Below are 25,001 nucleotides of genomic sequence, written 5' to 3'. Positions count from 1 at the left end.
CAGTTGCACTGAGCCAGGCTAACAATAAATTACACGGCTACGAGGAGTTTTAACTAGGCATGATTAATCTTCAGCAAATTTCTTTAGAAACTTTTCTCAGTGAATATTGGCAAAAAAAGCCTCTAGTAATTCGCAATGCATTGCCAGACTTTATTAATCCATTATCTCCCGATGAGTTGGCTGGTCTTGCTCTTGAAGAGGATGTAGAAAGCCGGCTTGTCTTTGAAACACCCCATGAAAAACCCCATTGGCATTTAAAGCGCGGCCCATTTTCTGAGCATGACTTTAATACCCTGCCCTCAACACATTGGACCCTTCTTGTCCAAGGAGTGGATAGATTAATTCCTGAAGTTTATGCGTTGCTTGAACATTTTAATTTTATTCCCCAATGGCGAATCGACGATATCATGATTAGTTATGCAGCACTTCATGGTAGTGTTGGACCTCATTACGATAATTATGATGTTTTTTTATATCAGGGTTTGGGGCGACGGGAATGGTCTCTTACCACTAAGAGGTGCAATAATGAAAATTACATCAACTCTCTCGAACTTCGTATCATGGAACAATTTGAAGTTGAAGAACGCATAATTCTCGAAGAAGGAGATATGTTGTATCTTCCACCACATGTAGGACACCATGGCATTTCTCTTACACAGGACTGTATGACTTATTCTTTTGGTTACCGCAGTTATCAAGGGCAAGAATTATTGGATAGTCTTGGTGAGTATTTAGCTGAAAAAGATACATTCAAAACATTATATCAAGATCCAGACTGGTCCCATTTGCGTAATACCTCTGAAATCACTCAGCCAGCCTGGCAAAACGCGCAAAAACTGTTACAGCAATTAATCAGTGATGAAAAAATAATTAAATCCTGGTTTGGATGCTTTGCAACACAGCTCGATCAACAAGCAGAACATCAATTACCATTGCCATTAGAAGACGATGAGTTAATTGATTTATCAAGTTTTATTAAAGAAATAAAAACAGGATTAAATTTCACCAGAGATGCATCATGTCGTTTTGCTTATCAAAGTCAGGATGAACAATCCGAATACCAACTTTATATTAACGGCTGTGAATGGGACATAGCTGGTGTGTCTCATGATTTACTAAGCTATGTGGCCAATAATCGTTACATATCTCATCAATTTCTTGCTAGTTATTTAAATACTACACAAAATCAAATATTTATTTATAATTTATGGAAATTGCAATGGCTACAAATTGCAGAAAATTAAAGTTTATTCATTTACTATTTTCTCAATTTAGAGTAGATAGGAAGTCGGAAAACTTGGATATAAATTGGTTAAACTCAAAATCGTAGAGTATAGTTAATATACATACTATAACAAGGATAGGTAATGAAAAAAATAATACTGGCTGTAATCCTAGTGTGTTCAACTGCTTTCTTAGTCAACTGTTCTAACGGCAATCCATGTTGCGGGACTTGTGCGAGTGATTGTGGTGGCTGTGGCGGTTGCAATGGAAGTTGGTATTAAAAATATCCGATCACTGCTGTATATGCTGTAACTTGGGGATCCCCCGGGTTATGGCGTAAGCCTTCACCCAGCTACAACTCATATGTCCTTGATGAGAAGGAATAAAATACTCCTGCACCACCCTATTAGCCAACATCTTCACTGCGTCGCATAAACTGAAACTTCAATTGGCCAAGATTGATTTTATGACTGAATAAAGTGATCAGCGCACCAGCTAATACCAACACAATTCCCACAACGCCCCACAGACTCACTTCTTCACCCAAGAGGAATACTCCAAAAATGACCACAAATACTGGTTCTAAAACAGATAAAATAGAAGCTTTTTCTGAGCTGATGTATTTCAAGCTGTATAACAACAAAATAATTGGAATTACGGTTGCAATAATTGAAATTCCCAAAAGATGATACCAAACATCCACTGAAGAAGGGGTTGAAAACGAGTGATTAAAAAGAGAAACAAATAAACTGGTTACCATGCATCCCAAACAAACCATAAAAGTAGACATATTTGGAGAAAGCTCATTTCTTTTACTGCCAATCACGTAACATGCATAAAAAAATGCAGAAGCAATGCCTAACAAAATACCCCATAAGTCAAAAGACAATGCATCGAAGTCCACCATAAGCACCATACCAATTAAAATAACCAGAATAGCGAAATAATAAATATGCGGAATAGACTGCCCATAAAGGAAATAATTGATCAACATAATCAGTACTGGATACGTAAAAAAGATAACCATCGCCAATCCAGAACCTATATATAGAGATGCTAAAAAATATAGCCAGGTAGATATACCATAAAAAAAGACCCCTGTTAAAAAGGCAATAGCCATATTTTTATAAGAATCGTTCGTTTTTTTTATTTTTGGCAGCATAATAATTAAAATAATCATGCTGGAAATTAAAAAGCGCCAAAACAACATTGTGCTCGCGGATAGATTGCCATTAATCGCATTCAAACCAAAATAACCAATAAAACCGTAAAGGAATCCGGATAAAATGGCGTAAATAGAACCGCGATACTCTTGATTTATCATTATGATACTGCCTGAAAAACTGACTTAAATAAAAGCAGGTTAGATTTTTAATCCAACCAGAACACATGAAAGCACTCTAAACCTACATAAAAATATAAAAAAATAGTGTATCATTTTTTCCACATAATACCATATTGAAAATAAAAAATACATAATGTATCATTTGCCTACTTTTTTATTGAGATTTCAACTATGCTTCGTTTTTTGCTCTTTATCTCCTGCCTTTTTGTAATAGGTAATAATGTTTATGCTGATTCGGCCGCGTGTTCTGAGCATGAATGCATTGCCGTTGTTGATGCAGGGAGTACTGGCTCTAGGCTTCATATTTTTGCTTATGATCTTGATGAAACCAACACTCCATCTCATATTGCTGAAATATGGTCTAAAAAGATCAAACCTGGATTTGCAATGATTGAAGCAAATCAAAATACTATCGATGCATATCTGACTACCCTTTTCTCTGGAGCTCCTGCACAAAACATCCCTGTTTATTTTTATGCAACAGCAGGCATGCGTCTTGTACCACAAACCAAACAAAAAATTTATTATCAGGAAGTACAAAAATGGTTTAGTCAGCAATCTGCATGGCAACTTATGGAAGCCAAAACCATTACAGGACATGATGAAGCATTATACGACTGGCTTGCAGTAAATTATCATATAGACGCACTCAAATCATCTTCTAGTAACCCCGTAGGAGTCATGGATATTGGTGGAGCGTCAGTGCAAATTGTTTTCCCAATACAAAAAAATACTGAAGAGAAAGGTACGCAAGTTGCATTAGATCTTTATGGCCAACATATTAATTTATCGGTCCACAGTTTCTTGGGACTTGGACAAAACGAAATGGCGCATCAACTTCTAGATACCGCTTCCTGCTTTTCAGATGGATATCCACTTTCTGATGGACGTTCTGGACAAGGTGATGCCTTAATCTGTGAGCGAGAAGTATCGCCCTTAATTAAAATGCATAAGGTCAAAAAAGAAGTACAACCTATTCTTTCTGCGAGTCATATTAACTCATGGTATGCGATCGGCGGTTTCCCAAATCTTGCAGAAAGCAAACCATTCCAATTTCAAAACAATCAATTGACTATTCAAGATTTGTTGCAACAAGCAAATAATCTGATTTGCCATCAACAATGGGAAACACTTAGTAATCAATTCCCTAACAATGAATACATTGAGTCATATTGTCTCTTACCGGCTTTTTATTATGCATTGATGGTGGAAGGTTATGGTTTAACAGCAAATCAACAGATAAATTATGTTTCTTCAGCACAAAATCTGGATTGGACTTTGGGTGTAGTATTACATCATTGATGATGTGTAGCCTGGTTGCGCTGTAACCAGGCTACATGCGTTCTAAATGAGGCTCACAATTCTTCTAAAGAAAAATCTTCAGCCTTTAAAAGAGTTGATTGACCATAAAAAGAACTTAAAGCATCACGAAATCTCTTTGCACGTGGTGATAATCCATACTGACAATAATGAACTACTTGTTCATAAACCGCCTTCTTAAAAGCAACAGTATCTGATTCTGAGCCATTTAAATTATCAATACTGATGTGAAATTTATGCCTGGCCGCTTTGGAAAGAATCCATTCTAATGCTTGCGGCTTTACCTCAACATGTTGAAATAAAGCTTGTTGTTCTGCAGTACGCCCATCAGGCATATACCAATACCCAAAATCTACTTGCTTTCTGCGCTCTTCCCCTGCAATGAGCCAATGAGCGCACTCATGTAACGCACTGCTATAAAAGCCATGAGCAAAATATATCGCGTTATAAGAATGCTCTTCATTAGCAGGTAAATAGATTGGCTCATCATCACCTTTAATGAGTCTGGTATTAAATTCTTTGCCAAAGCAATGATCAAAAAGAGTTATTAAATCCTGATAATGATGCATAAATAGCTTTTCACTCATTAATTTACACATAATGTCTAATTTATACTAATATAATAAAAGAGTCATTATTTTTTATGAGTTTACGGAATTTGGAGTTTCGACGATAATATGAAAAAAAAAGCACTGTCGTACCGATTGGGAAGATTTATAAATAAACTTCGATGGCCAATTATAGTTTTATGGTTGCTTGCCATTTTACTCTGCATCCCCTTTTTGCCACACATCATTTCTCCATTTAAAACAACTGGATTTATTGATGAGACTTCTGCGAGTGCGCGCGCCGAAGAGTATATGAATAAGCAATTAGGATATAATGATAACAATAAATTTCTTATCATGTATCACAGCAAACAGCTTTTGGCAACGAAAGATAAATTTAAAGAAAAAATTAAAAAATCATTGTCTGATTTAAAAGATTTTCCGATTAAACACACAATCATTTACCCTGATGATACGCATCAAATCTCCAAGGATAAACATACAGCTTATGTTGCAGTGATCATCAAGAGCAATAAGCCGCTTAGCAATGACTTATTAAACCAGTTTAAACAATCCATAAAAACACCGAGCCAGATGACGATGTGGATTGGAGGCGAGCCGCTCTTCGTAGAAAATGTGAACCAACAAACACAAACCGACCTTTATAAGGCCGATATTGTCGCCACACCCATAGCGATTATCACCTTGATTCTTGTATTTGGATCAGTAGTCGCGGCCACCCTTCCAATTATTCTGGGTGGCGGATGTGCCATAATCATCCTGACAACACTTTATTTCTTTGGACATCTGTTCACCCTTTCTATTTTCACCATTAACATCGCTTTATTGCTCGGCCTGTGTCTTTGTCTTGATTATTCATTGTTTTTTATTAATCGATTTAGAGATGAATTAAAGAACGGATTAAATATTGAGGAAGCGATAGCAACAACTCAAGAAACCGCTGGAAAAGCAATTTTTTTCAGTGGATTAGCCGTTTTTGTAAGCCTCAGTGCTTTATTTTTATTCCCGGTCAACATTCTTTTTTCAGTTGCAGTTGGTGGTTTGGCTGCTGTATTTTTTGCGGTATTAATCTCTACTATATTCCTACCTGCGATTCTTGCCGTATTGAAATCAAAAATTAATTTTCTTTCAGTACACATAATATTTAAGAACAAAAATCGTTCCAGTTCCTGGCGTTGGCTCGCAGAACGAGTTGTTCATCATCCCTATCTTTTTTTCCTTCCTATTCTCATTTTTTTATTAGTGCTTGGATATCCATTTTTAGAGGCGAAATTTGGCATATCCGATTATCGTATTTTCCCGGAGAAATCAGTAAACCGTGCTTTTTATGACACCTATGCAAAGAAATTTGACCTTGAACAATTAAGCCCTATAGTCCTGGTGATTGAATCGCCGTCTTCATCAATCTTATCACGTCATAACCTGTCCAAAATATATAATTTGGTCGAAAAATTGAAAGATAATCCAAGGGTCAAAGAGGTCAATGGCATTATCAGTAGCACTTCCGACTTAAAAAAGAATCAATATTACACTCTTTATCATTTGAATAAAAAATTGCTTGATCCACAGGTTAAACAATTATTGGATACGACAACAACCAAACATATGGCAATCCTTAATGTCATTAGCAAGTATCCCGTTAATTCAGAGGAAACCAAGACACTGGTAAATGAATTACAAAATATAAAATTAGGCTCAGGATTAAAAGTACAACTTACCGGAGTAACGGTGAGTAACTTTGATGTGCTACACAGTATTTATCATTATCTGCCTTATGCCATCATATGGATTATTGTATTTTCCTATCTAATTTTGCTTCTCTTATTAAGATCACTGTTCTTGCCTTTGAAAGCAATTATAATGACCTTAATAAGTCTATGTGCCTCATATGGTGCACTGGTTTTTGTATTTCAAGAGGGATACTTCTCCAGCATCCTTAACTTTCAACCACAAGAAATGCTCGACATCAGTTTATTGGTAATTATATTTTGTGCTCTGTTTGGTTTTTCGATGGACTATGAAGTATTTTTGCTCTCTCGAATCAAAGAAGCGCATCAATTAACTAAAGATAACAATAGCAGCATTATTTTTGGCATTGAAAAAAGCAGTCGTATTATTACTAGTGCTGCACTTATTGTTATTGTGATTAGCTGCTCCTTTTTGATCGCTGATGTCTTAATGGTCAAAGCATTTGGATTAGGCATTGCAGTTGCTATTTTTGTTGATGCCTTTTTAATCCGAAGCTTTTTAGTACCAGCAACAATGGCCATTTTTAAAAATTGGGTATGGTATCTACCCAAATGGCTGGATCGAATTCTGCCTAAGCTGTAGTACCAAGTGCAAATTTGAATATACCCAAACCGTCTAGTATACTGAATTTAAAGGTTTTTTAATTATTTTTTATAGTAGACGAAAAAAATCAAGAATATTGAAATCGTGAATACTTCATAAAAAATAACTACAAGACTTTTAAATTCTGCATAAGTTTTTAGTTTTACGCTACTCCTTAACTGCCGGATTTAGGATAAAAAATGGCGAATAAAAAAATAATACAAGCCTTATTTGAAGAGCATGCGCATCATTTCCCTAATCATGTTGCCGCTCTAAAAGGGAATGAAAAACTGACTTACAGTGAGCTCAATCGAAGAGCAAATCAACTCGCTCATTACCTACAAAGCTCAGGTTTAAAACCGGATACCCCTGTTGCGGTCTGTTTGGAGCGCTCCTTTGATTTTCTAATTACACTTATAGCCATTTTAAAAGCGGGCGGTGCTTATTTACCTATAGATGCATCCCAACCTGAAGAACGTTTACTATTTTTACTTCGTGATAGCCGAGCATCGATTTTAATTACTAAATCTACATTCAAAGATAAATTTAAACCATATCAGGGAACACTAATAGTATTGGACATAGATGATAAGGATATCAAAAAGCAGGTGACTGACAATCCATCTCCAACAAATAATCCAGAGCATTTAGCCTATATAATCTATACATCCGGCTCTACTGGAACTCCGAAAGGTGTGCTTATTGAGCACCGTTCGGTCATCAATTACTGCCACTGGTTTGCTAACTATACCCAATGCAAAGCGCAACAGCGTATCGATTTTTCTGCAAACCCTATTTTTGATATGTCAGTAACTACTACCCTCGTTCCTTTAATGCTTGGGTTAACTGTTGTTCTTTGCGAAGAAATTACCAAAAAAGAAGTTCGCTCGTATTTGCATTATTTAGCGAAATCACGCATCAACATCATAAAGTTAACTCCAAGTTACTTTAAAGTGCTTTTGCACGAAGCAAAAAATAATTTCATTATATTACCGCAGCTGCATTCCATTATTCTCGGCGGGGAAAATTTATCCTCTGCTGAATGCCAATCCTGGCTTGCATCGTATCCTAAACATGTTCTATTTAACGAATATGGACCAACTGAAGCAACGGTTGCAGTCTCCACTTATAAAGTAACTAATTTAAACTGTAACCATCTGGATACTAATGTTCCTATTGGCATAGCAGGAACTAATATGAGTTGCGTTATTCTCGATGCCAATAATCAACCTGTCCCTGAAGGGGAAGCAGGTGAGCTATTTATTGGTGGAACATGTCTGGCTCGCGGTTACTTAAATCAACCTCAATTAACACAAGAACGGTTTATTACACAGAGTAAAACTCGTTTATATAAAACTGGTGATTTATGCAAAAAACGTCCTGATGGAACAATTGAATATCTGGGAAGAATTGACGAGCAAGTCAAAATACGTGGATACCGTATTGAGCCAAGCGAAATAGCAAAATACATGATGAGTCATCACAGTATTAAAGAAGTTGCGCTTCTGGCTCAAAAAGACACTTTTGGAGAACAACGACTAGTAGCCTATTACATTCTAAAAGACCATGATGCCACATTAAATACAAATCAAATTCGCCAGTATTTGCAAAAATATTTACCGGAATATATGGTCCCTACAGTTTTTGTAAAAGTGGATGCCTTTCCTCTGACCATGAATGGTAAGTTGGATAAGTCAGCATTACCCGTACCTTTATTAACTGCTAGCCATAATTATGTTGAGCCTGTTACTGCTTTGGAAAAAAAGCTTGCGCAAATTTGGTCAGATGAATTAGGAGTTCAGCTCATCGGCGTTCATGATGATTTTTTTGATTTAGGGGGACACTCTTTATCAGCAGCACGAATCATTTCAAAAATAAATGATGAATTAAATAGAAACGTAAGCCTGCATGACTTTTATAAAGCCACGAACATTGCAACATTAGTCCCCATCATTAAGAATATTAAGAAGAACAAGAAAAAACGCACGCTTAGAGTCCCTAATTATCATAAGGTAGTTAATCTTCCTCTTAGTGATTTCCAGTTTTTATTGTGGATGTCGCACACATTTGAACCCAGAGCCCAAAAACTAAATATTGTCGCTAGAAAACGTCTCAGCGGTCGTTTAAATGAAAAGGCTTTAGATTTTGCTTTTCAAGCAATTTTAAAAAAGCATGAAACATTAACTTATCAAATATTCAAATTAAAACCCGCCCAAAAAAAACAGAAAAATTGGTCGTTCAAACTAGAGACTATTGATTTTACGATGCTTTCTTCACAAAAAAGCGAAAAAGAATTGCAAGACTCCATGACTCAATTAATTGATTTTTATCCATGGCCGAAAAACACTCCCTTGATTATTGGCAAATTATTTTACTTAAATGAGAATGAGTCGGAACTACAAATTTGTATACCGCATCTAATTTCTGATGATCATTGTACAGATATTTTATTCTCTGAATTATCCCAATTTTATGATCAATACTCTCGCTTAACCCTTGATCAAATTGAACCGGATTCGCACTTTAAAGAACATATTTTTAGTGAGCGAACCGCAATGAAAATGCACATGGATGAAGACATTCAATTTTGGGAAAAGTATCTCAGTGATACTCATTTATTTACTTTTCCCGAAGAACATATAGTCCCTGATATGCAAGCAGAACATGTTCCTTATTCAACTTATTCCATCATACCAGAAGACTCATTAAATCATCTCAAGCTTTTTTGCGAACTAAATCATATCAGTATTAATAGCGCATTATGTGGGGTAATTGCATTGGCTTTACGAAATTGCTGTGGAATCTATAAAAGCGAAGTACCTTATACTTATATAAATATTATTCAATCAACGCGCGACAACCCAATTTATGATAATACAATTGGTTGTTTTCTAAGAGTCGAGCCCGCTAAAATTATTCTTGATGACAAAGCGACTTTGACTGGTCTATCCCAACAAATACGCAATGGGATTATTGACACAAGTAGTTATCAACACTGCTCCAATTTAATAAAACTTTGCTCCATAGGTTCCTTTAAACCCAATATGATTGAAAATCTGTTTAACCATTTAATTACTCCACTTTATGTAAAGCTGCTCAAAATCCCTTCCATTTATCGCAAGATCTTAAAACGATGTGGCAGTCGGATGATTTCATTTAAACGTAATACTAAATTTGTCATTAACCTCAACATCAGAAGTAATTTTATTGACTGCTCTAATAAAAATTTAGAATTATTTGGTTTGAATACTAAACAGATTAAAAACAATAAAGATGATTTACTGGCAATAGATTATATTTTTGAAGCCAGTTTTATTCGAGATGACAATCAAAATGCTCACTACTTGGTCATTTCAGCAAACTTAAAACCCGAGTTTCGCAAACAAATTGCTTTGGAAGCAATTCGGATTATAAACTCAGTAGCATTTGAAAAAAGTTCATATGAGGCCGGTCAAAAATATGAACATGAGGAGCAACTGCTTTAGTAATTGCTGTTAGAATACTTTATTGTTTTCGTTCTTCACATATTAAAATCACAATATTAATACCGATGCCTTTTGCAGCCTGATTAATTTTCTGATAGAGTAACTTAGATAAATTTTCGAGCTAACTAGAGGATGTTAAAATGATACGAGGATTTTTTGCAGGTTTAATGTGCTTACTCAGTTTCTCTGCTTTTTCATACGGTAGTTCTTGCGGTAATGCTGTACCAACTAATGATGTAAATTTTTGTTCCTCATTTAAAAAAGTTGCAACCTGCTATTGTACCTCTTCAGGCTTGCCTTCTGGTATGTGCCAAGATATGAATATGCTTTATGCACGTATGGTAAGTGTCTATGGCTCATTGGATAAAGCATGTGCGGCTCAACCTTATACTACAAAACAAGATTGCCTTGATAACTGGAATTGTTATCGTCAGGGAGGAGTTGACTCTCGCGGCAGAATATGTAGTTCTACCAAAAAGCCCTGTCAGTAAATTATAGTAAATTAAAGTCAAAAAAATGGATTAAGGTTGGGCTTCGGCCCAACAAAATGCTAATGGTCAAAGCAATCTTGATAGAGTAATTATTGTGCATAATAAAAAATCGAAATTATTCTTATTATCATTCTTATTTCTTTCAACGCCTTATTGTTTGGCAGAGACAAAGAATCAACCACACCATCCTTTTTACGTAGGTGCAATTGGAGGGTTTGGTTCAACTACATGGAAAGGTTTGGTCCCCACTAAAGAAAATCAAAACGTTGCCTTGATGTTATCTACACCTACCAGTGTTGAGGAAGGCGGAAGTGTTTGGGGTATAATGGCGGGATATGAGTTTACTCGTTTTTTTGCAATTGAAGTAAACTACACCCACTTTCCTGAAGCAAATGTCCTTTTCGATTCCATAAGTTTATTCAGTTTTGAGCATGATGGCTTAGAATCTTTATCATCTCAAACGGAGACGCTAACTTTGATGGGAAAACTTATGGTCCCTATTCCTCATTCTCAAATGAAAATTTTTTCTGGCGCGGGAGTGGCTGGTGTACATCGTAAAGATATTGTTGTTGATGATTGGCGTCCGGGACCTGCTTTTAGCGTTGGTGTAAATTATGACTTTACTGAGCACATCATGGGTGAAATTGCCGGTAGTTTTACTGCTGGTTATGGAGAGTCGCAACTTAACCCGGCAGACACGTATTATCCGTTTCTTTATTCGGTAGCTGCGCATCTGATTTTTCGTTTTTGATGAGTTTTTATCACGAATAATGAACGTATTTCATTCTCGATCGTAGTTACCTCATCCCGAACATAGTGAGGCTTGCACTGACTTTAAGTTAAGTTTTTTTGTCATTCCCGCGAAGGCGGGAATCTATTCTTAAATAAACAAAATGCTTTGCTAAAAATGGGTTCTCGTCTTCCCGGGAACGACAGCTTTTCTTAACTTAATGCCAATAAATCAAATGATACGGCACTATGAAAATGATCAAACTAGAGAGAGCATTCTCCATAATCTCTGATGACATGGTCGCATGTAAAGATAGTCTATAGCGTTATAGCACAGATACTTACTAAAATAATTACTGCTTGCCTAAACGATATGTTTCATAATGTTTCTCTAAGATAGATTTTAGTTTCTCTTTATTATCCAAACCCAATTGACGGACCAAAGTTAAAGTATGTAGTACATGTGACGCCTTAGCCTTGGTTGCTTTAAAAGAGACCTGTAAATGAGCATTCTGAAAATCGTCACTTTCTCGCAATAAGGTTTCTTTTGTCATTCCTGGAGTGTGTTTGCTTTCCTGATCTGTTCCAGGTAAAAAATCTTTACCCTTTATCAGACAGCGTGTTATTTGATAATAAGTATTTATTTGTTGGTAGGTAAGGTCGATTTCAACGGTATTGTTCTCATGATACATATCCATTGACGAATTTCGAAGAAGATAAGGATGATGTATTTTAGCTAATCCAGTAACGTTCTGAGATGCTGGGCTCCCAGTACTTTGAGGAAGCAATTTATTCAACACATAATATCCAAATGGACGAACTGCATATGTATAAGGAACTAATACGTAATAATAAATAAAGGATCTCACAGCCGCATTAAATAAAAGATGGTGCGTTTTTCGTTGTGAATTATCATCTTCTGCAGAAATATATCTAAACTCCGTATCTGCAAATCCAGCATAATTCAAGCAATGATCGCAAAAAGCGTTGGGGCCTTGCTTGTCTTGTGGGGGTATAACCTGAAGAATATCCCAACCTTTTTTCCAAATTCCAAAAGCAGAAACTGGATCATTACCTTGTTTTTGCACTACAACTTTGGGCTTGTCTTTTAATTCATCCCAATAATCAAAGCCACTTTTAAATAGAGGATCATAAAGTCCAGGAGGATTCAAAGCATCAACACGTGATAGCTTATAATTTCCTTTATCGATAGCAAGCAATAGACTTAAAGCACCACCCAAACTTAGCCCACATACATGAATTGTATTCTTCTGTTGGCTTAGCCAGTCTCTTATTCTCTCTCGACCGCTACGATACAAAGACAAACCAATCGATTCAAATCCCTTAGAGTCAGTCTTTATTTGAGTGAGAAAACCCTGGCCTGCAGGATAAGTAGTTCCCATAAAGATTAAATGAGATTCTGCTTTCTCATGAAAAATTGGCTTAAGTCCATAAGCAAAAACACGATCATTATCATAGGAAAAAAAACTCTTCCACCAATGCCGTTCTGTTAATTCAATCGGAGTAACCTGGTATTCAACCAACTCCCAATGCCCATCAATACATTGAGGGATAGTAACGGACTCATAAGGAGTTAAATCACCATAAGGAAGTATAGACAAACAATTACTCAAATAAAGTTGTACCTGTTCCCCCTCATCTGAGCTTAAGTCTTTGCCTTGCAATTGCTTAAAGAGCTCCAAAAATCCTTGCTGCATGGCAAAACGAACTTCTCTTAATAAATCCGTGTCGCGTTGTAGAAAAAAAGAATATAAAACAGTCGGGGTTAAAAATTGAGTCCAGGATCCTGTCCATCCCATAGTGAAAAAGCGCAATATATTACGCGCTAAAATAGGGGCTTGTTCAGACACATCAGCACCATCAAGAGATTCAAACTCTTGTTGTTCAAAAAATTTTAGTTCTAATCCCCCTTTAAAAACAGTTCCTCCAGACAAAATTTATCTCCCTATTTCCAATTATCATTGAATGATATCCCTAGAGCCTGCTGACATTTCATTTAGTTTGGCCTACTTCCCGCGCATAAAGTGCGGGGAGTAGACTAATGAAGCAATTATCAACAGACCCTAGTTAAAGAAGTCTAAATCCAGAACGAATTCAATTATTTATGCTTGCCAATGCAATATTCAGTGTAGCATTTTTCTAAATTTGGCTTTAAATTTTCATTCTCAATTCCCAATTGCTGCACCAAAGTTAAAGTATGTCGTATGTGAGCTGCTTTGGCTGGGGTAACTCTGAACGGCACTACAAGATCGCGCTTCTGAGGCTCAGAGCATTCTTGGAGTAAGGATTTTTTGCTCACTCCATCAATATGTTTGCTTTTAATTTCTTCGCCGGGCAAAGGATGCTTATCTTTTACAAGACGACGCATTACATCATAATAAGTTTGTATTTGTTGATAAGTCAAATCTACTTTTACAGCATTATGATTATTATAAATATCCATAGTTGGATTACGAGCAAGAGATGGATCATGCAATTGAGCAAGTTCTTCTTTTTCTATGAACTCAGCTTGGGCAGAAGCCGCTTTTGAAACTTTATTTTTAGGAAAGCAATAGGAGGATATAAAAATACTGGCAAATAAACCGCCAACAATGCCCAAAAAAGCAAGTAGTGGTAAAACCCCAGCAACTGTAAGGGATGCACTAACTAAAATTCCCAAGATGGGTACTGTAACTCTCCAGTTTTGTGCAAGAAAAGAAAAAAGTGGACGAACTGCATAAGTATAGGGAAGCAGGAAAAGACCATAAATTAGGCTTCTACCGAGTGTATAAAGCCAAAAATTACGTGCTTTTCGTTTGACATTATCCTCTTCTGCCTCAATGTAATCGAACTTTGTATCAGCAAAACCGGCGTAATTTAAAAAATGATCACAAAAACAATTGGGGCCTTGTTTGTCATTTGGCGGAGTTACTTGAATAATATACCAATCATCCTTCCAGATCCCAAAAGCTGAAACCGGATCATTCCCTTGCTTTTGCACGACAACTTGTGGTTTATCGGTCAACTCATCCCAATAATCATACGTTCTTTTGGAATCATGAAGCCCTGCGGGATTTAATGCATCAACACGTGAGAGTGTATAATCCCCTTGATCGATGGCGAGCAATAAACTTAAAGAACCTCCTAAGCTTACCCCACATACGTGTATCTTATTGTTCTGTGTACTCAGCCATTCGTGAATTCTTTTTCGACCCATTCGATAAAGAGATTCGCCAACTGTTTCAAAACCATTCGAGTCTGTATTTACCTGAGGTAAAAATCCTTGCCCTGCCGGGTAAGTTGTTCCCATAAAAATTAAATGCGATTCAGCCCTTTTTTGAAAAAGAGGTTCAAGACCATAAGCAAAAACCCGATCTGTATCTTGGATAACAAAACGTTTCCATCCTGAGCGTTCTGTTAATTCAATTGGTTTAATCTGATATTCGACGAGCTCCCAATTTCCATCAATACATTGAGGGATTTTGATAGACTCATAAGGAGTTAAATCACCATAAGGGAGTAACGATAAACAATTACTCAAATATAGATGAACTTGTTCTTCTTGTTCCGCAGTTAACTGTTTAGTTCTTAATTGCTCAAAAAGCTCTAAAAAACCTTGTTGAAAAGCAAACCGTAATTCTCTTAATAATTCATGATCACGTTTTACAAAAATGGCATGCGCCACTGCCGGGGTTAAAAATTCAGTCCACTGTTCCGTCCATCCCATCATTAAAAATCGTACTGCATTGCGGGCAATAATGGGAGCCTGGTTTTCTTGTGCAACTCCTTCAAGGGTTTCAAATTTACTTTGTGAGTAAAAATTAAGATCTATTCCACCCTGAAATGTAGGCTTTATAGGCATATTTATCTTCCAAAATAATTACAGTGAGTAATTATCTTACCCCCGAAGCAAAATAATCGAAGAACGATCGGATTTAAATACAGATGAAATGAACAATAAAAAATACGAACGTTCTTAATATAGGATAAATACTTATTATAATTTTTCCTGTTGCAACGAGGTTACAACAGCTGGACGTTCTGCAACAACCTTCATGAATTGTTCCAGATTTTTATATGCAGAAAGATCCATTTTAAAATAATGAGCCCAGCGTAGTATGACAAACAAATAAGCATCTGGCAATGTAAAATCCTTGCCCATTAAATAAGGTCCTGTCGCAAGATGCTCGTTAACATACTTGAACCTCGTATTAATTACCGACATAAAAATGCTTTTTGTTTCTTCATTAAGATTAGGATTAAAAAACATACCTAAGGTCTTATGCAATTCCGTAGCAACATAATTGACCCATTCCAGAGTATGGTATCTTCTTAAATCACCAACTGAGGGTAGAACCTTTTGACCCGGTGTGATATCCGCCAAATATTGTAAGATGACCTGATTTTCAGTCAGTAAATCTCCATTATCAAGATGTAGTGCAGGTACTGCACCTTTAGGATTAATGGATAGATAATTTTCGTCTGTGCTCGTTTTCTTTGCTTTTAAATCAACCTCTTCATCTTGAAAATCAAGACCTAATTCATTGAGAACAATACGTACTGCCAATGAGCATGCTGATTTAGTATAATAAAGTTTCATATCCACTCCGTTGATTAATCGTCAATTATCCTGGTTTGTAATTGAGCATTAGGGTTTTAGCAGGAGAACCCCTGTAATTATCTATGATATGCTTTTTGGAATCACAATAGAACACCCAGAGATTATATGCTCTAGGAATCTAGTTCCACTTTTCTTTGAAGCTCTTCTTCTACTTCGGAAATTAGTTTCATCGTAGAGGATTGTCTTTTGATAAAAGAAAAAGTATCCCAAAAGTATGTTTTCCTTAAAGTTTCTAAAGTAGTCTTACTTTCAGTTTTCCAGTTCTGAATACTGGTCAGCAATTCATCAAGCGAAAAATTTTTGCTTGGACCAATTATGTCTAAATACAACTCTTTCAACTTCAAAAACTTCTTCTGAGTATATGAAGAGTTAGGCTCAAGGAGTAACATGTTCTCCATTCGCTGATATAGCTTTGTAATTATGTTCTTCTTTGTCTTATCTGATTCAAAGAATGCTGCTGGGGGTGGTGGAAGCACATAGAATGGAATGGATTCACTTGGCTTGCCAAATTCCAACTGCGTTTCATAAGGTAATTCCATAAAAAAGGTGGAGGAAACCAAAGAAGATACTGGTGCATGCTGGGTTGCCTCAATAAGTGCTATTGCTGAATGCCTGCATGTATTGCCAACGTGCAACTCACTAACACTCGCTTTTATCTTATTTACATCGATACTATTTACGTCGAGAGGAGGTAAAATGTTCTTTCCACCAAATCTTAATGTGACTTCCTCATCGTCTGTTTTATAAGGTTTGTAACATTCAAATTGGTTATAAAGTGACTGCGTGGCTTCTAATACTCTCAAAAACTCCACATATTGATCATATGTGATGTCGTAGGCTTGATAAGAAATTTTACTCCATTGCCTTTCATTCCGAGAGATTCCTTCATCCATCAACTTGCCCTTATTGGCAAAAAAAAGAGCATTGCAGAGAAACTCCGTTTGCATGAAATAATCTGACTCTATATCCTGATCATAACCGCCATTTAAGGAAATCATTTCATAAAATTGAGAACCACTTAGATGCAACCTGGGAGCCTTTTGTGGATTAATTTCATTTATATTTTTATCAAGTTTATCGAAATCAGCTATTTTTACTTCTTCAGATATCCCCAGGCTATGGCCTCCGTTTGCTGTGATGCAGGAGCTAACTTGCTCGGTAGTAAGATGCCATAGGTTAGCTTTTTGTCTCTTAATCTTTCTAAGATTTTCATCAATTTTTTTAAAATCATTAATTATTACTTCTTCGGATGTCCCATCTGACTTAATGTAATATAGGTTTTTACAGCCATTATTATCACAATAGATATAGCTTTCTTTATATTTTTTAAGATTAGCAGGTAATTCAGAACGCAGATGAAGGTTACATCCATTTTTAATACGATACAATTTTCTCTCTGCAACGTCGTTGCAATAGATATAGCTCCCTTTATATTTTGTAAGGTCGTGAGGTAGATGCCCCATTAAATGTAGGTCAGATCCTACAGCACCAGTATTGCCAAACTTGCCTACGCGACAAAGTAAATGACGAACTTTATTTTGGTCATAAACTCCCAGCATTACAAAAGAATGTGGACCTTGTTTGTTAATCGAAATAAAAAAATGATCCGTTTTTTTGTTAACGATTAGATCAGGGAGTGGCATATCTTTTGACATAAGCGCTCATGTTTTGAACTTAGAGCGCAAATTGTACCACATGAAATATATAGATACTACAATCGCCTATCATCTAATCCATAATTGAAGTTAATGTGTTTTTATAGGGGTAGATAGCCCCTTCTCCATGAAGCAGGAGAAGGGTAAAGAACGGGATTTAAGACATACATTGTAATTCAGGGTAATTTTTCAAAATTACTTTATATAAATTTTGGTTTGCTTTAATAATCTCATCACCCAATTTAGATTGAGGATTTCCTTCTCCACCCTTACCATTTAAAGCGACCACGGTAGTCACATTATTACAAGGTTGCCAAAAATACATTACACGAAATCCTAATGTACTACCTTTATATACCCAAAAGCGCTGCTTAAGTTCATTATCGTAAATAGATACAACACCCAATCCAAATCCATGGGGATCTTCTTCCGTCACTGTAGGAATAGCCAGTCCTGTTTTCAACGATACAACTGACTCTAATTCAGCTAAAATTCGCTCTCTGAAAGTTGGCTTAATTAATGTGCCATGATAAAGCAATTGAACCCAGCGTACGACATCTTCAGTTGTTCCCACGATGGCTCCAGCAGCTCCACCCCAAGATAAATCATTGCTTAAGGTATCAATTAATTTATTCTTTTCTTCATCATAAAAATATCCATGAACCCTTCGATCCTCAATCATTTTTTCTAGAGATTGACCATCAGGACCTGCCAGATAAAACATATCGTTTAAACCATTTTCAGCATTTATGATTCGCAATTTTAACTGGTTGGCAAACGTATCATTGGTAGCTTTTTCTATAACCATGGCAGCCAGGATATAATTAGAATTCGAGTACTCATAAAGATTCCCCTTTCTCTTTTCGAGCGGTTTTTCAGGATGAGCATACTTGAGTAACTCTTCATCAGTCCAAACAGTATCCAAATGAGAATCCATTTTCTTAGAGAACTCATCATCTGCGGAATAATTTGGAATTCCGCTGGTCATATTCAGTAACTGTCTTAAAGTAACATTTTTCCAATTAGGATATTGCGGTAACCATTTACCCAAAGGATCGTCCAGAGACAATTTATCTTCTGTTTGCAATTGCAGAATAATTAATGCAGTAAAAGATTTAGTAATACTGCCAATATCAAATAAATTGCTAGGGGTAATCTTTTGGGATAATGGAGGATATCCCATGGTACCATGCACCACAGTCTTAATTTCTTTTTGGTAATTTGCCTGATTCTGCGGAATCAGGACTGAGGCGGCAATAGCAGTGAATTTTTCCTTTTTATTGTACTTCATATAATACTTATCAATCTCTTTCTGCAATTGACTTGTAACATTAGAAGAGGTCTCTGAAGCAGCAGACAATATTGGCGAAATCAAAGAAGTGATTAAGGCTAATCCCAGGAATTTTGATTTTAATTTCATAAGATACCATCCTTGTTGCATTAAAATTGTTTGTCATATCAATTAGAACAGAGATATAACACGGGTTTACATCTGCAGGTTGCTATTCTAAATCAACCTGCAATTCATTAAGGGAATATCAGCTACTTGCTTGAGCTCTGATTTTTAACTGTTCCAAAGCATTTTTAAGGCGAGTTAATACCCTGTCGCGGCCTAATAAGGTTAATGTCATATCAATAGATGGAGACATACTTGATCCCGTAACAGCGACCCGCAAAGGTTGTGCGATCTTCCCCATATTGATATCAAATTGAGCACTGATATCATTTATGCATTCTTGCAAATGATCTTTTTCCCAAGAAATTACTTTTTGCAACTGTTCATAAAGTGCAGTCAATGGCTCCAAAATCACGGGGCGTAAATGTTTTTTGACTGCAGCTTCATCGTACTCAATCGAGTCCGTGAAAAAGTATAAACTCATTTGACACATTTCAACCAAGGTTTTGCACCGTTCAGCCTGAATAGAAACCAGATCAGTTAACTTGGGTCCATTGGATAAATCAATGCCAGCCTGCTCAAAGTACCAACGTAAGGATTCAGCAACCTCCTCCACAGGATCATTTTTCTGATAATGTTGATTTAACCAATACAATTTCTCATAGTTAAAACTTGAAACACCTCGACTTACATTCTTTAAATCGAAGCGTTCAATCATTTCATTAATACTGAAGATTTCCTGATCCCCATAAGACCAGCCCAAACGCACTAAATAATTTAATAAAGCATGAGGCAAAACACCTAGCTCTTTAAATTGCAAAACGCTCACTGCACCATGTCTTTTAGACAAACGTTTACCATCCTCTCCTAAAATCATAGGCAAATGAGCAAATACTGGAATAGAAGCATTCAGCGCCTTAAACAAATTAATTTGCCGTGGTGTGTTATTAATGTGATCATCCCCACGTATTACATGGGTAATATTCATGTCTACATCATCGATAACTACGGCAAAATTATAGGTTGGGTGGCCATCAGAGCGCACCAAAATCAAGTCATCCAATTCGCTATTTGCTACATGGATTTCTCCATACACTTCATCGTGAAACGATACTGTCCCTTGAGCGGGATTTTTGAAGCGGATTACAAAAGGCTTATCCGATAAAGGCAGGTTTTTATCTCGGCAATGACCATCATAACGGGGCTTTTCTTTGGCAGCCAATTGTTCAGTCCGTAACGCTTCTAAGCGCTCTTTACTGCATTCACAACGATAAGCTTTTCCTTCATCCAAAAATTGTTGCGCCACCTGATTGTAGCGTTCATAACGTTGGGTTTGATAAAAAGGACCTTCAGCATAATCCATACCTAGCCAAGCCATACCATCCAGAATAGCTTGTACTGATTCTTTGGTAGAACGTTCCTGATCTGTGTCCTCTATACGCAAAATAAACTCACCTTGATGACGTTTTGCATAAAGCCATGAAAATAAAGCAGTTCTCACGCCACCCACATGTAAAAATCCAGTTGGGCTTGGTGCAAATCGGGTTCTAACTGTCATAATCTGTTCCACATTGTAAGGAATAAAATAATCGGGCTATAATAACTGACTTTGCAGCCTGGGTGAAGCAAGTCACTTGAGATATTGTGCAAATCATTTCAGGTTACACTGTACTCTACTCCGGCTAAAATAAAAGTTTTCCGAACTATTTGGTGAGTTATCTTGAAAAGCATTGGTATTAAGTATCAACTGAGAATTACCACCCTGATTCCAGCCTTTCTAGTCGCCCTGCTTCTCGCTATTTTTTATAACGGACTGTTTGGTAATGACTTAAAACAACATATGTCCCGCTTGGGAGAAGCATATATCCGCCAATTACTCCCCGCAGCGCAGTATGCGATGCTCCGGCGTGATGATCGTACCTTACAGGGTTTAATTAATGCATCCACAATTAATCCGGAAGTAATTGCCCTTGCCTTTTATGGTAGTGATGGACAATTACTTGCCTATCGCGGTGGAAAGCACTCTTTGAGTAAACCATTTGATCCACCTAAATTTACGGGGGATTACATTGAAAGCAAGCAAATTAATCCTTTTACGATCAATTTCATCGCACCAATCACTATTCCCAAATTTAATCTTTATTCCAATTCAGCATTCAAGAAGCTCCTAAGCCCCATGGCCACGCGGGCGGATGATATTTTAGGGTGGTTATCTATTGATATTGATACGCGCTCGATGATAATAAAACGCTATCAAATGCTCATTGTAACCATTTTTATTACTTTATTTGGTTTGCTGATGGGATTAACCATTCATTATTTTCTCTCCAAGCGTATTTATTTACCTATTTCCCGCTTGCGTCGAAGCATGAAGCAAATTTTGCGCAATGAATTTGAAACAGAAATAAAAACAAGCAGTCCGGGTGAATTAGGCATTATTGAGCAAGGCTGTTCGCATTTGCAAAAAAAATACCTCGAAACAATTCGTGATTTAAATCAACATATTGAAGTAGCTACTGAAGATCTACAACAAAGTCTCGAGTTACTCGAAGAAAAAAATATCGAACTCTCCCTTGAGAAGAAAAAAATAGAAGAAAAAAGCCGACAAAAATCTGAATTTATTGCCAATATGAGCCATGAAATCCGTACCCCGATGAATGGAGTGATTGGTTTCACGAATGTGTTATTGGAAAGCAAACTGGATCCATTGCAATTGGATTATGTCAAAACGATCAAAGCTTCTGCGCAAGATTTATTAGGAATAATTAACGACATTCTCGATTTTTCCAAAATCGATGCGGGAAAACTTCACCTAGATTGCATCCCGTTAAATATTCGTCATTGTATTGATGAAGTTCTTACCCTTGCAGCACCCAATGCCCATAAAAAAGGAATTGATTTAATTCCTATAACCGATGTCAATGTACCCAAGATTGTGTTGGGCGACCCCTTCAGAATAAAACAATTTATCACCAATCTGGTGACTAATGCCGTTAAATTTACCGATCATGGTTATGTATTAGTCCGCACTAAAGTAGAGCAGGAAACGGATAAAGATTACACTTTATGCATCACGATTTCGGATACCGGCCTGGGTATTTCTACTGAAGATCAAAGTAAATTATTTACAGCGTTTAACCAGGCCGATACAAGCATTACTCGTCGTTATGGCGGCTCGGGCCTTGGTTTGGTTATTTGTAAAAAACTGTGTGAAGAAATGCATGGCCGTATTTCCTTTACCAGTGAACTCAATAAAGGCTCAAGCTTTACCGCTCATATCAAAGTTGAAAAGCTGGCAGCCTATGAAATCGAAAAAAATCAAATACACCCCTTCGCGCATTTTAAAATGTTGTGCTTCGATGATAATTCACTGCACTTGGAAGCACTATGCAACGGCTTGGGTTATTGGGGAATACACTGTGTCCCAGTAAACTCATTTAACCACCTAGAGAAGGCTTTGGAGAATAACAAAGACTGTCAAATTGCGTTCCTCAACATCAATAAGGGTTATGAGCAAAAAATCAGCAAACTCATCTCAGAACACAATTATTTCCCTTATGTATTGATTTCCAAATGGCTCATTAATGATTATACCGCGCTTGGTGCCCAAGGCTTTTTATATAAACCAATTAGCATCCAAAAACTTCAAGACGTTATTGAATCACTTACCAGCCAGGAACAGGTTGAAAAACCAGCAAATCATGAGTTGGATAACTTAAGGGAACAATTGCGTTTTATGCGACCTGATTTGCTTATAGCCGAAGACAATCCAGTGAACAAGATGCTGCTTAACTCTTTATTAGGTACTCATGCAAACATGACTGCGGTTGATGACGGTGAAATGGCAGTATCTGCTTGTAATGACAAAAAGTATGACCTCATTTTACTTGACTTACAGATGCCTAAAATAAATGGATTAGAAGCATCCCGTCTCATTCGTCAAAAATCACAACTTAACCGCCATACGCCCATCGTTTTAATAAGTGCGAATGGTAATGATGTGAATAGTATTGATCTGAAAAAATCCGGAGTCGATTTTTGCTTACAAAAACCTATAGATGAAAAACAATTACTGACTCACATCATCCGCATTGCCGATAAAGCAAAACATGCTGCAATTGATTGGCAATTGTGTGTACAAAAAGTATCAGGAAATCAAGCGCTTGCAGAAGAGTTTCTTGCCCGATTTGTCGAAGAGTTACACAAGAACCGTGAAGAATTCATCCAGTTAATGCATGATAAAAATATTAAAAAGCTAGGGGAAGTGGCGCATAAGCTTCATGGCGCATGTTGTTTTTCCGGAGTACCCACATTACAGAAAAAAGTAGTCCATGTAGAAAAACTAGCCGCACAAGCCGCCTCAATCGAAGAATTAGCGACTCCTTTTGCAGAATTAATTCAAAGCATTGATGCTGTAATTAGTGAGTACGAAAATCAAAAAATAAGAATTTAAATGTTTGTTTATCCCCATTTCTTCCAACTCCCGCGGGAGTTCGATGGCGATGAGCAATGACCTTTAACCAGGAGAAAGAATGACTATAAAAAATGCGATATATGCTCAATCAGGTGGTGTCACCGCCGTAATTAATGCTTCTGCGTGTGGCGTGCTGCAAACCGCCAGGTTATATCCGCAACACATTGGCAAACTATATGCAGCCAAAAATGGAATTATTGGTGCATTACACGAAGAGCTTATTGATACCTCACTGGAAAGTGATGCCGATATTGCCAAATTATTGCAAACTCCTTCTGGGGCATTCGGTTCATGTCGCTACAAACTCAAGGATGATGGCGCAGAATATGAACGTCTGATTGAAGTGTTTAAAGCTCATAATATAGGTTACTTTTTCTATAATGGTGGTGGCGATTCACAAGATACAGCGCATAAGATATCGCAATTAGGGACTAAAATGGGATACCCAATCACGTGTATTGGAATACCCAAAACTGTAGATAATGATCTTCCCTTTACAGATGCCTGCCCAGGGTTTGGTTCGGTCGCTAAATATGTAGCGGTATCAACCAAAGAAGCAGGTTTTGATGTTGCGTCTATGGCTGCATCCTCAACAAAAGTCTTTATTCTTGAAGTAATGGGACGTCATGCAGGATGGATTGCAGCAGCAAGCGGATTGGCCAGCCAACATCCTGATGAGCCTCCCCACATTATTTTATTGCCTGAAGTCCCTTTTCAACAGGATAAATTCCTGAGTAAGGTTGATGAATGTGTTAAAACCTATGGTTACTGTGTGATTGTCGTTTCAGAAGGAATTCGTAATACAGAAGGCAAATTCTTAAGTGATGCAGGACTTCGTGATGCATTTGGTCATGCTCAATTAGGCGGTGTTGCACCAGTCATTGCCCAGCTCATCAAAAGCGAACTGAATTATAAATACCACTGGGCTGTCGCAGATTATTTACAGCGTGCTGCGCGCCACATCGCCTCCAAAGTGGATCTGGAACAAGCTTATGCTCTTGGTAAAGCAGCAGTAGAATATGCCATAAAAGGTCAAAATGCCATCATGCCCATCATCATTCGCGAGCAAGATGAACCGTATCAATGGTCTATTGGCCATGTTCCATTAGCCGATGTTGCCAATCAGGAAAAAGCGATGCCTGCGGAATATATCGGTGCCGATGGAATGAGCATTACCGCTGCATGCAGAAGATACTTGTCGCCACTGATTCAAGGCGAAGCCTATCCAGACTACATTAATGGATTACCTGATTATGTGCGTTTAAAGAATCAATTAGTTCCCAAAGTCCTTAAATAGGATTCAATTTGTAGCCTGGATGAAGCGCAGTCATCCACGCTACAGTGCACAATTTATTGAAAAT

16 protein-coding genes are annotated in these 25,001 nt (G+C 37.1%); 8 read left to right on the top strand and 8 right to left on the bottom strand.

Going from position 1 to position 25,001, the window contains the following annotated elements:
- Positions 1–59: 59 nt before the first annotated feature.
- Positions 60–1,244 carry a cupin domain-containing protein gene (locus ELY20_RS13780; protein WP_110143337.1) on the top strand — a complete coding sequence of 395 codons (1,185 nt, stop codon included), beginning with the start codon at positions 60–62 and terminating at the stop codon, positions 1,242–1,244.
- Between the two features lie 386 nt (positions 1,245–1,630).
- Here ELY20_RS13780 and ELY20_RS13775 read toward each other — a convergent pair whose 3' ends face one another.
- Complete coding sequence (locus ELY20_RS13775; RefSeq protein ID WP_199739196.1) at positions 1,631–2,548, bottom strand: DMT family transporter; 918 nt, start codon at positions 2,546–2,548, stop codon at positions 1,631–1,633.
- Between the two features lie 192 nt (positions 2,549–2,740).
- On the opposite strand from ELY20_RS13775, the gene ELY20_RS13770 reads away from it, so the two are divergent.
- Positions 2,741–3,871, top strand: a complete 1,131-nt coding sequence (locus ELY20_RS13770) for an acetate and sugar kinases/Hsc70/actin family protein (protein WP_110143335.1) — start codon at positions 2,741–2,743, stop codon at positions 3,869–3,871.
- A gap of 53 nt (positions 3,872–3,924) precedes the next feature.
- Here ELY20_RS13770 and ELY20_RS13765 read toward each other — a convergent pair whose 3' ends face one another.
- Entirely contained in the window at positions 3,925–4,458 is a 534-nt protein-coding gene (locus ELY20_RS13765) for an elongation factor P hydroxylase (RefSeq protein ID WP_110143356.1), read from the bottom strand.
- 108 nt (positions 4,459–4,566) lie between these two features.
- Between ELY20_RS13765 and ELY20_RS13760 the strand changes: the two genes are divergently transcribed.
- From ELY20_RS13760 to ELY20_RS13745, 4 genes are all read left to right on the top strand, one after another.
- A complete protein-coding gene (locus ELY20_RS13760; protein WP_110143334.1) occupies positions 4,567–6,789 on the top strand; it encodes an MMPL family transporter in 2,223 nt (740 codons plus the stop codon).
- Between the two features lie 200 nt (positions 6,790–6,989).
- Positions 6,990–10,274: a non-ribosomal peptide synthetase gene (locus ELY20_RS13755; RefSeq protein WP_110143333.1), complete on the top strand. Its 3,285-nt coding sequence runs from the start codon at positions 6,990–6,992 to the stop codon at positions 10,272–10,274.
- 140 nt (positions 10,275–10,414) lie between these two features.
- A complete protein-coding gene (locus tag ELY20_RS13750) occupies positions 10,415–10,765 on the top strand; it encodes a hypothetical protein (protein WP_110143332.1) in 351 nt (116 codons plus the stop codon).
- A 94-nt stretch (positions 10,766–10,859) separates the two neighbouring features.
- Positions 10,860–11,516: an outer membrane beta-barrel protein gene (locus tag ELY20_RS13745; protein WP_110143331.1), complete on the top strand. Its 657-nt coding sequence runs from the start codon at positions 10,860–10,862 to the stop codon at positions 11,514–11,516.
- Between the two features lie 331 nt (positions 11,517–11,847).
- Here ELY20_RS13745 and ELY20_RS13740 read toward each other — a convergent pair whose 3' ends face one another.
- The 6 genes from ELY20_RS13740 to gltX all read right to left on the bottom strand — a co-directional run bounded on the left by ELY20_RS13740 (position 11,848) and on the right by gltX (position 20,724).
- A complete protein-coding gene (locus ELY20_RS13740) occupies positions 11,848–13,449 on the bottom strand; it encodes a hypothetical protein (RefSeq protein ID WP_127059500.1) in 1,602 nt (533 codons plus the stop codon).
- A gap of 164 nt (positions 13,450–13,613) precedes the next feature.
- Entirely contained in the window at positions 13,614–15,356 is a 1,743-nt protein-coding gene (locus ELY20_RS13735) for a hypothetical protein (protein WP_110143330.1), read from the bottom strand.
- A 135-nt stretch (positions 15,357–15,491) separates the two neighbouring features.
- The gene (gene gstA / locus ELY20_RS13730; protein ID WP_110143329.1) at positions 15,492–16,094 is read right to left on the bottom strand and encodes a glutathione transferase GstA; all 603 of its coding nucleotides are present in this window, start codon (positions 16,092–16,094) and stop codon (positions 15,492–15,494) included.
- A 131-nt stretch (positions 16,095–16,225) separates the two neighbouring features.
- Entirely contained in the window at positions 16,226–17,770 is a 1,545-nt protein-coding gene (locus tag ELY20_RS13725; protein ID WP_110143328.1) for a hypothetical protein, read from the bottom strand.
- Positions 17,771–17,927: 157 nt separating this feature from the next.
- Positions 17,928–19,190 (bottom strand): serine hydrolase domain-containing protein, encoded by a 1,263-nt coding sequence (locus ELY20_RS13720; RefSeq protein ID WP_110143327.1) that lies wholly within the window; start codon positions 19,188–19,190, stop codon positions 17,928–17,930.
- 118 nt (positions 19,191–19,308) lie between these two features.
- Positions 19,309–20,724 carry a glutamate--tRNA ligase gene (gene gltX / locus ELY20_RS13715; RefSeq protein WP_110143326.1) on the bottom strand — a complete coding sequence of 472 codons (1,416 nt, stop codon included), beginning with the start codon at positions 20,722–20,724 and terminating at the stop codon, positions 19,309–19,311.
- Positions 20,725–20,883: 159 nt separating this feature from the next.
- On the opposite strand from gltX, the gene letS reads away from it, so the two are divergent.
- Positions 20,884–23,619, top strand: a complete 2,736-nt coding sequence (letS, locus tag ELY20_RS13710) for a two-component system sensor histidine kinase LetS (protein WP_110143325.1) — start codon at positions 20,884–20,886, stop codon at positions 23,617–23,619.
- A 79-nt stretch (positions 23,620–23,698) separates the two neighbouring features.
- The gene (locus ELY20_RS13705; protein WP_110143324.1) at positions 23,699–24,937 is read left to right on the top strand and encodes a 6-phosphofructokinase; all 1,239 of its coding nucleotides are present in this window, start codon (positions 23,699–23,701) and stop codon (positions 24,935–24,937) included.
- Positions 24,938–25,001: the final 64 nt, after the last annotated feature.

Source organism: Legionella qingyii (assembly GCF_003990155.1).
GTDB classification, from domain to species: domain Bacteria; phylum Pseudomonadota; class Gammaproteobacteria; order Legionellales; family Legionellaceae; genus Legionella; species Legionella qingyii.
The sequence above is the reverse complement of the archived record's forward strand: the minus strand, read 5'-3'. Positions and strand labels throughout refer to the sequence as shown.

Excerpts from the sequence above, each read along its gene's own strand:
- ELY20_RS13780 (WP_110143337.1), top strand. The coding sequence starts at position 60 with ATGATTAATCTTCAGCAAATTTCTTTAGAAACTTTTCTCAGTGAATAT.
- gstA (WP_110143329.1), bottom strand. The coding sequence starts at position 16,094 with ATGAAACTTTATTATACTAAATCAGCATGCTCATTGGCAGTACGTATT.
- ELY20_RS13775 (WP_199739196.1), bottom strand. The coding sequence starts at position 2,548 with ATGATAAATCAAGAGTATCGCGGTTCTATTTACGCCATTTTATCCGGA.
- ELY20_RS13725 (WP_110143328.1), bottom strand. The coding sequence starts at position 17,770 with ATGTCAAAAGATATGCCACTCCCTGATCTAATCGTTAACAAAAAAACG.
- ELY20_RS13770 (WP_110143335.1), top strand. The coding sequence starts at position 2,741 with ATGCTTCGTTTTTTGCTCTTTATCTCCTGCCTTTTTGTAATAGGTAAT.
- ELY20_RS13755 (WP_110143333.1), top strand. The coding sequence starts at position 6,990 with ATGGCGAATAAAAAAATAATACAAGCCTTATTTGAAGAGCATGCGCAT.
- gltX (WP_110143326.1), bottom strand. The coding sequence starts at position 20,724 with ATGACAGTTAGAACCCGATTTGCACCAAGCCCAACTGGATTTTTACAT.
- ELY20_RS13720 (WP_110143327.1), bottom strand. The coding sequence starts at position 19,190 with ATGAAATTAAAATCAAAATTCCTGGGATTAGCCTTAATCACTTCTTTG.
- ELY20_RS13765 (WP_110143356.1), bottom strand. The coding sequence starts at position 4,458 with ATGCATCATTATCAGGATTTAATAACTCTTTTTGATCATTGCTTTGGC.
- ELY20_RS13750 (WP_110143332.1), top strand. The coding sequence starts at position 10,415 with ATGATACGAGGATTTTTTGCAGGTTTAATGTGCTTACTCAGTTTCTCT.
- ELY20_RS13705 (WP_110143324.1), top strand. The coding sequence starts at position 23,699 with ATGACTATAAAAAATGCGATATATGCTCAATCAGGTGGTGTCACCGCC.
- ELY20_RS13735 (WP_110143330.1), bottom strand. The coding sequence starts at position 15,356 with ATGCCTATAAAGCCTACATTTCAGGGTGGAATAGATCTTAATTTTTAC.
- ELY20_RS13760 (WP_110143334.1), top strand. The coding sequence starts at position 4,567 with ATGAAAAAAAAAGCACTGTCGTACCGATTGGGAAGATTTATAAATAAA.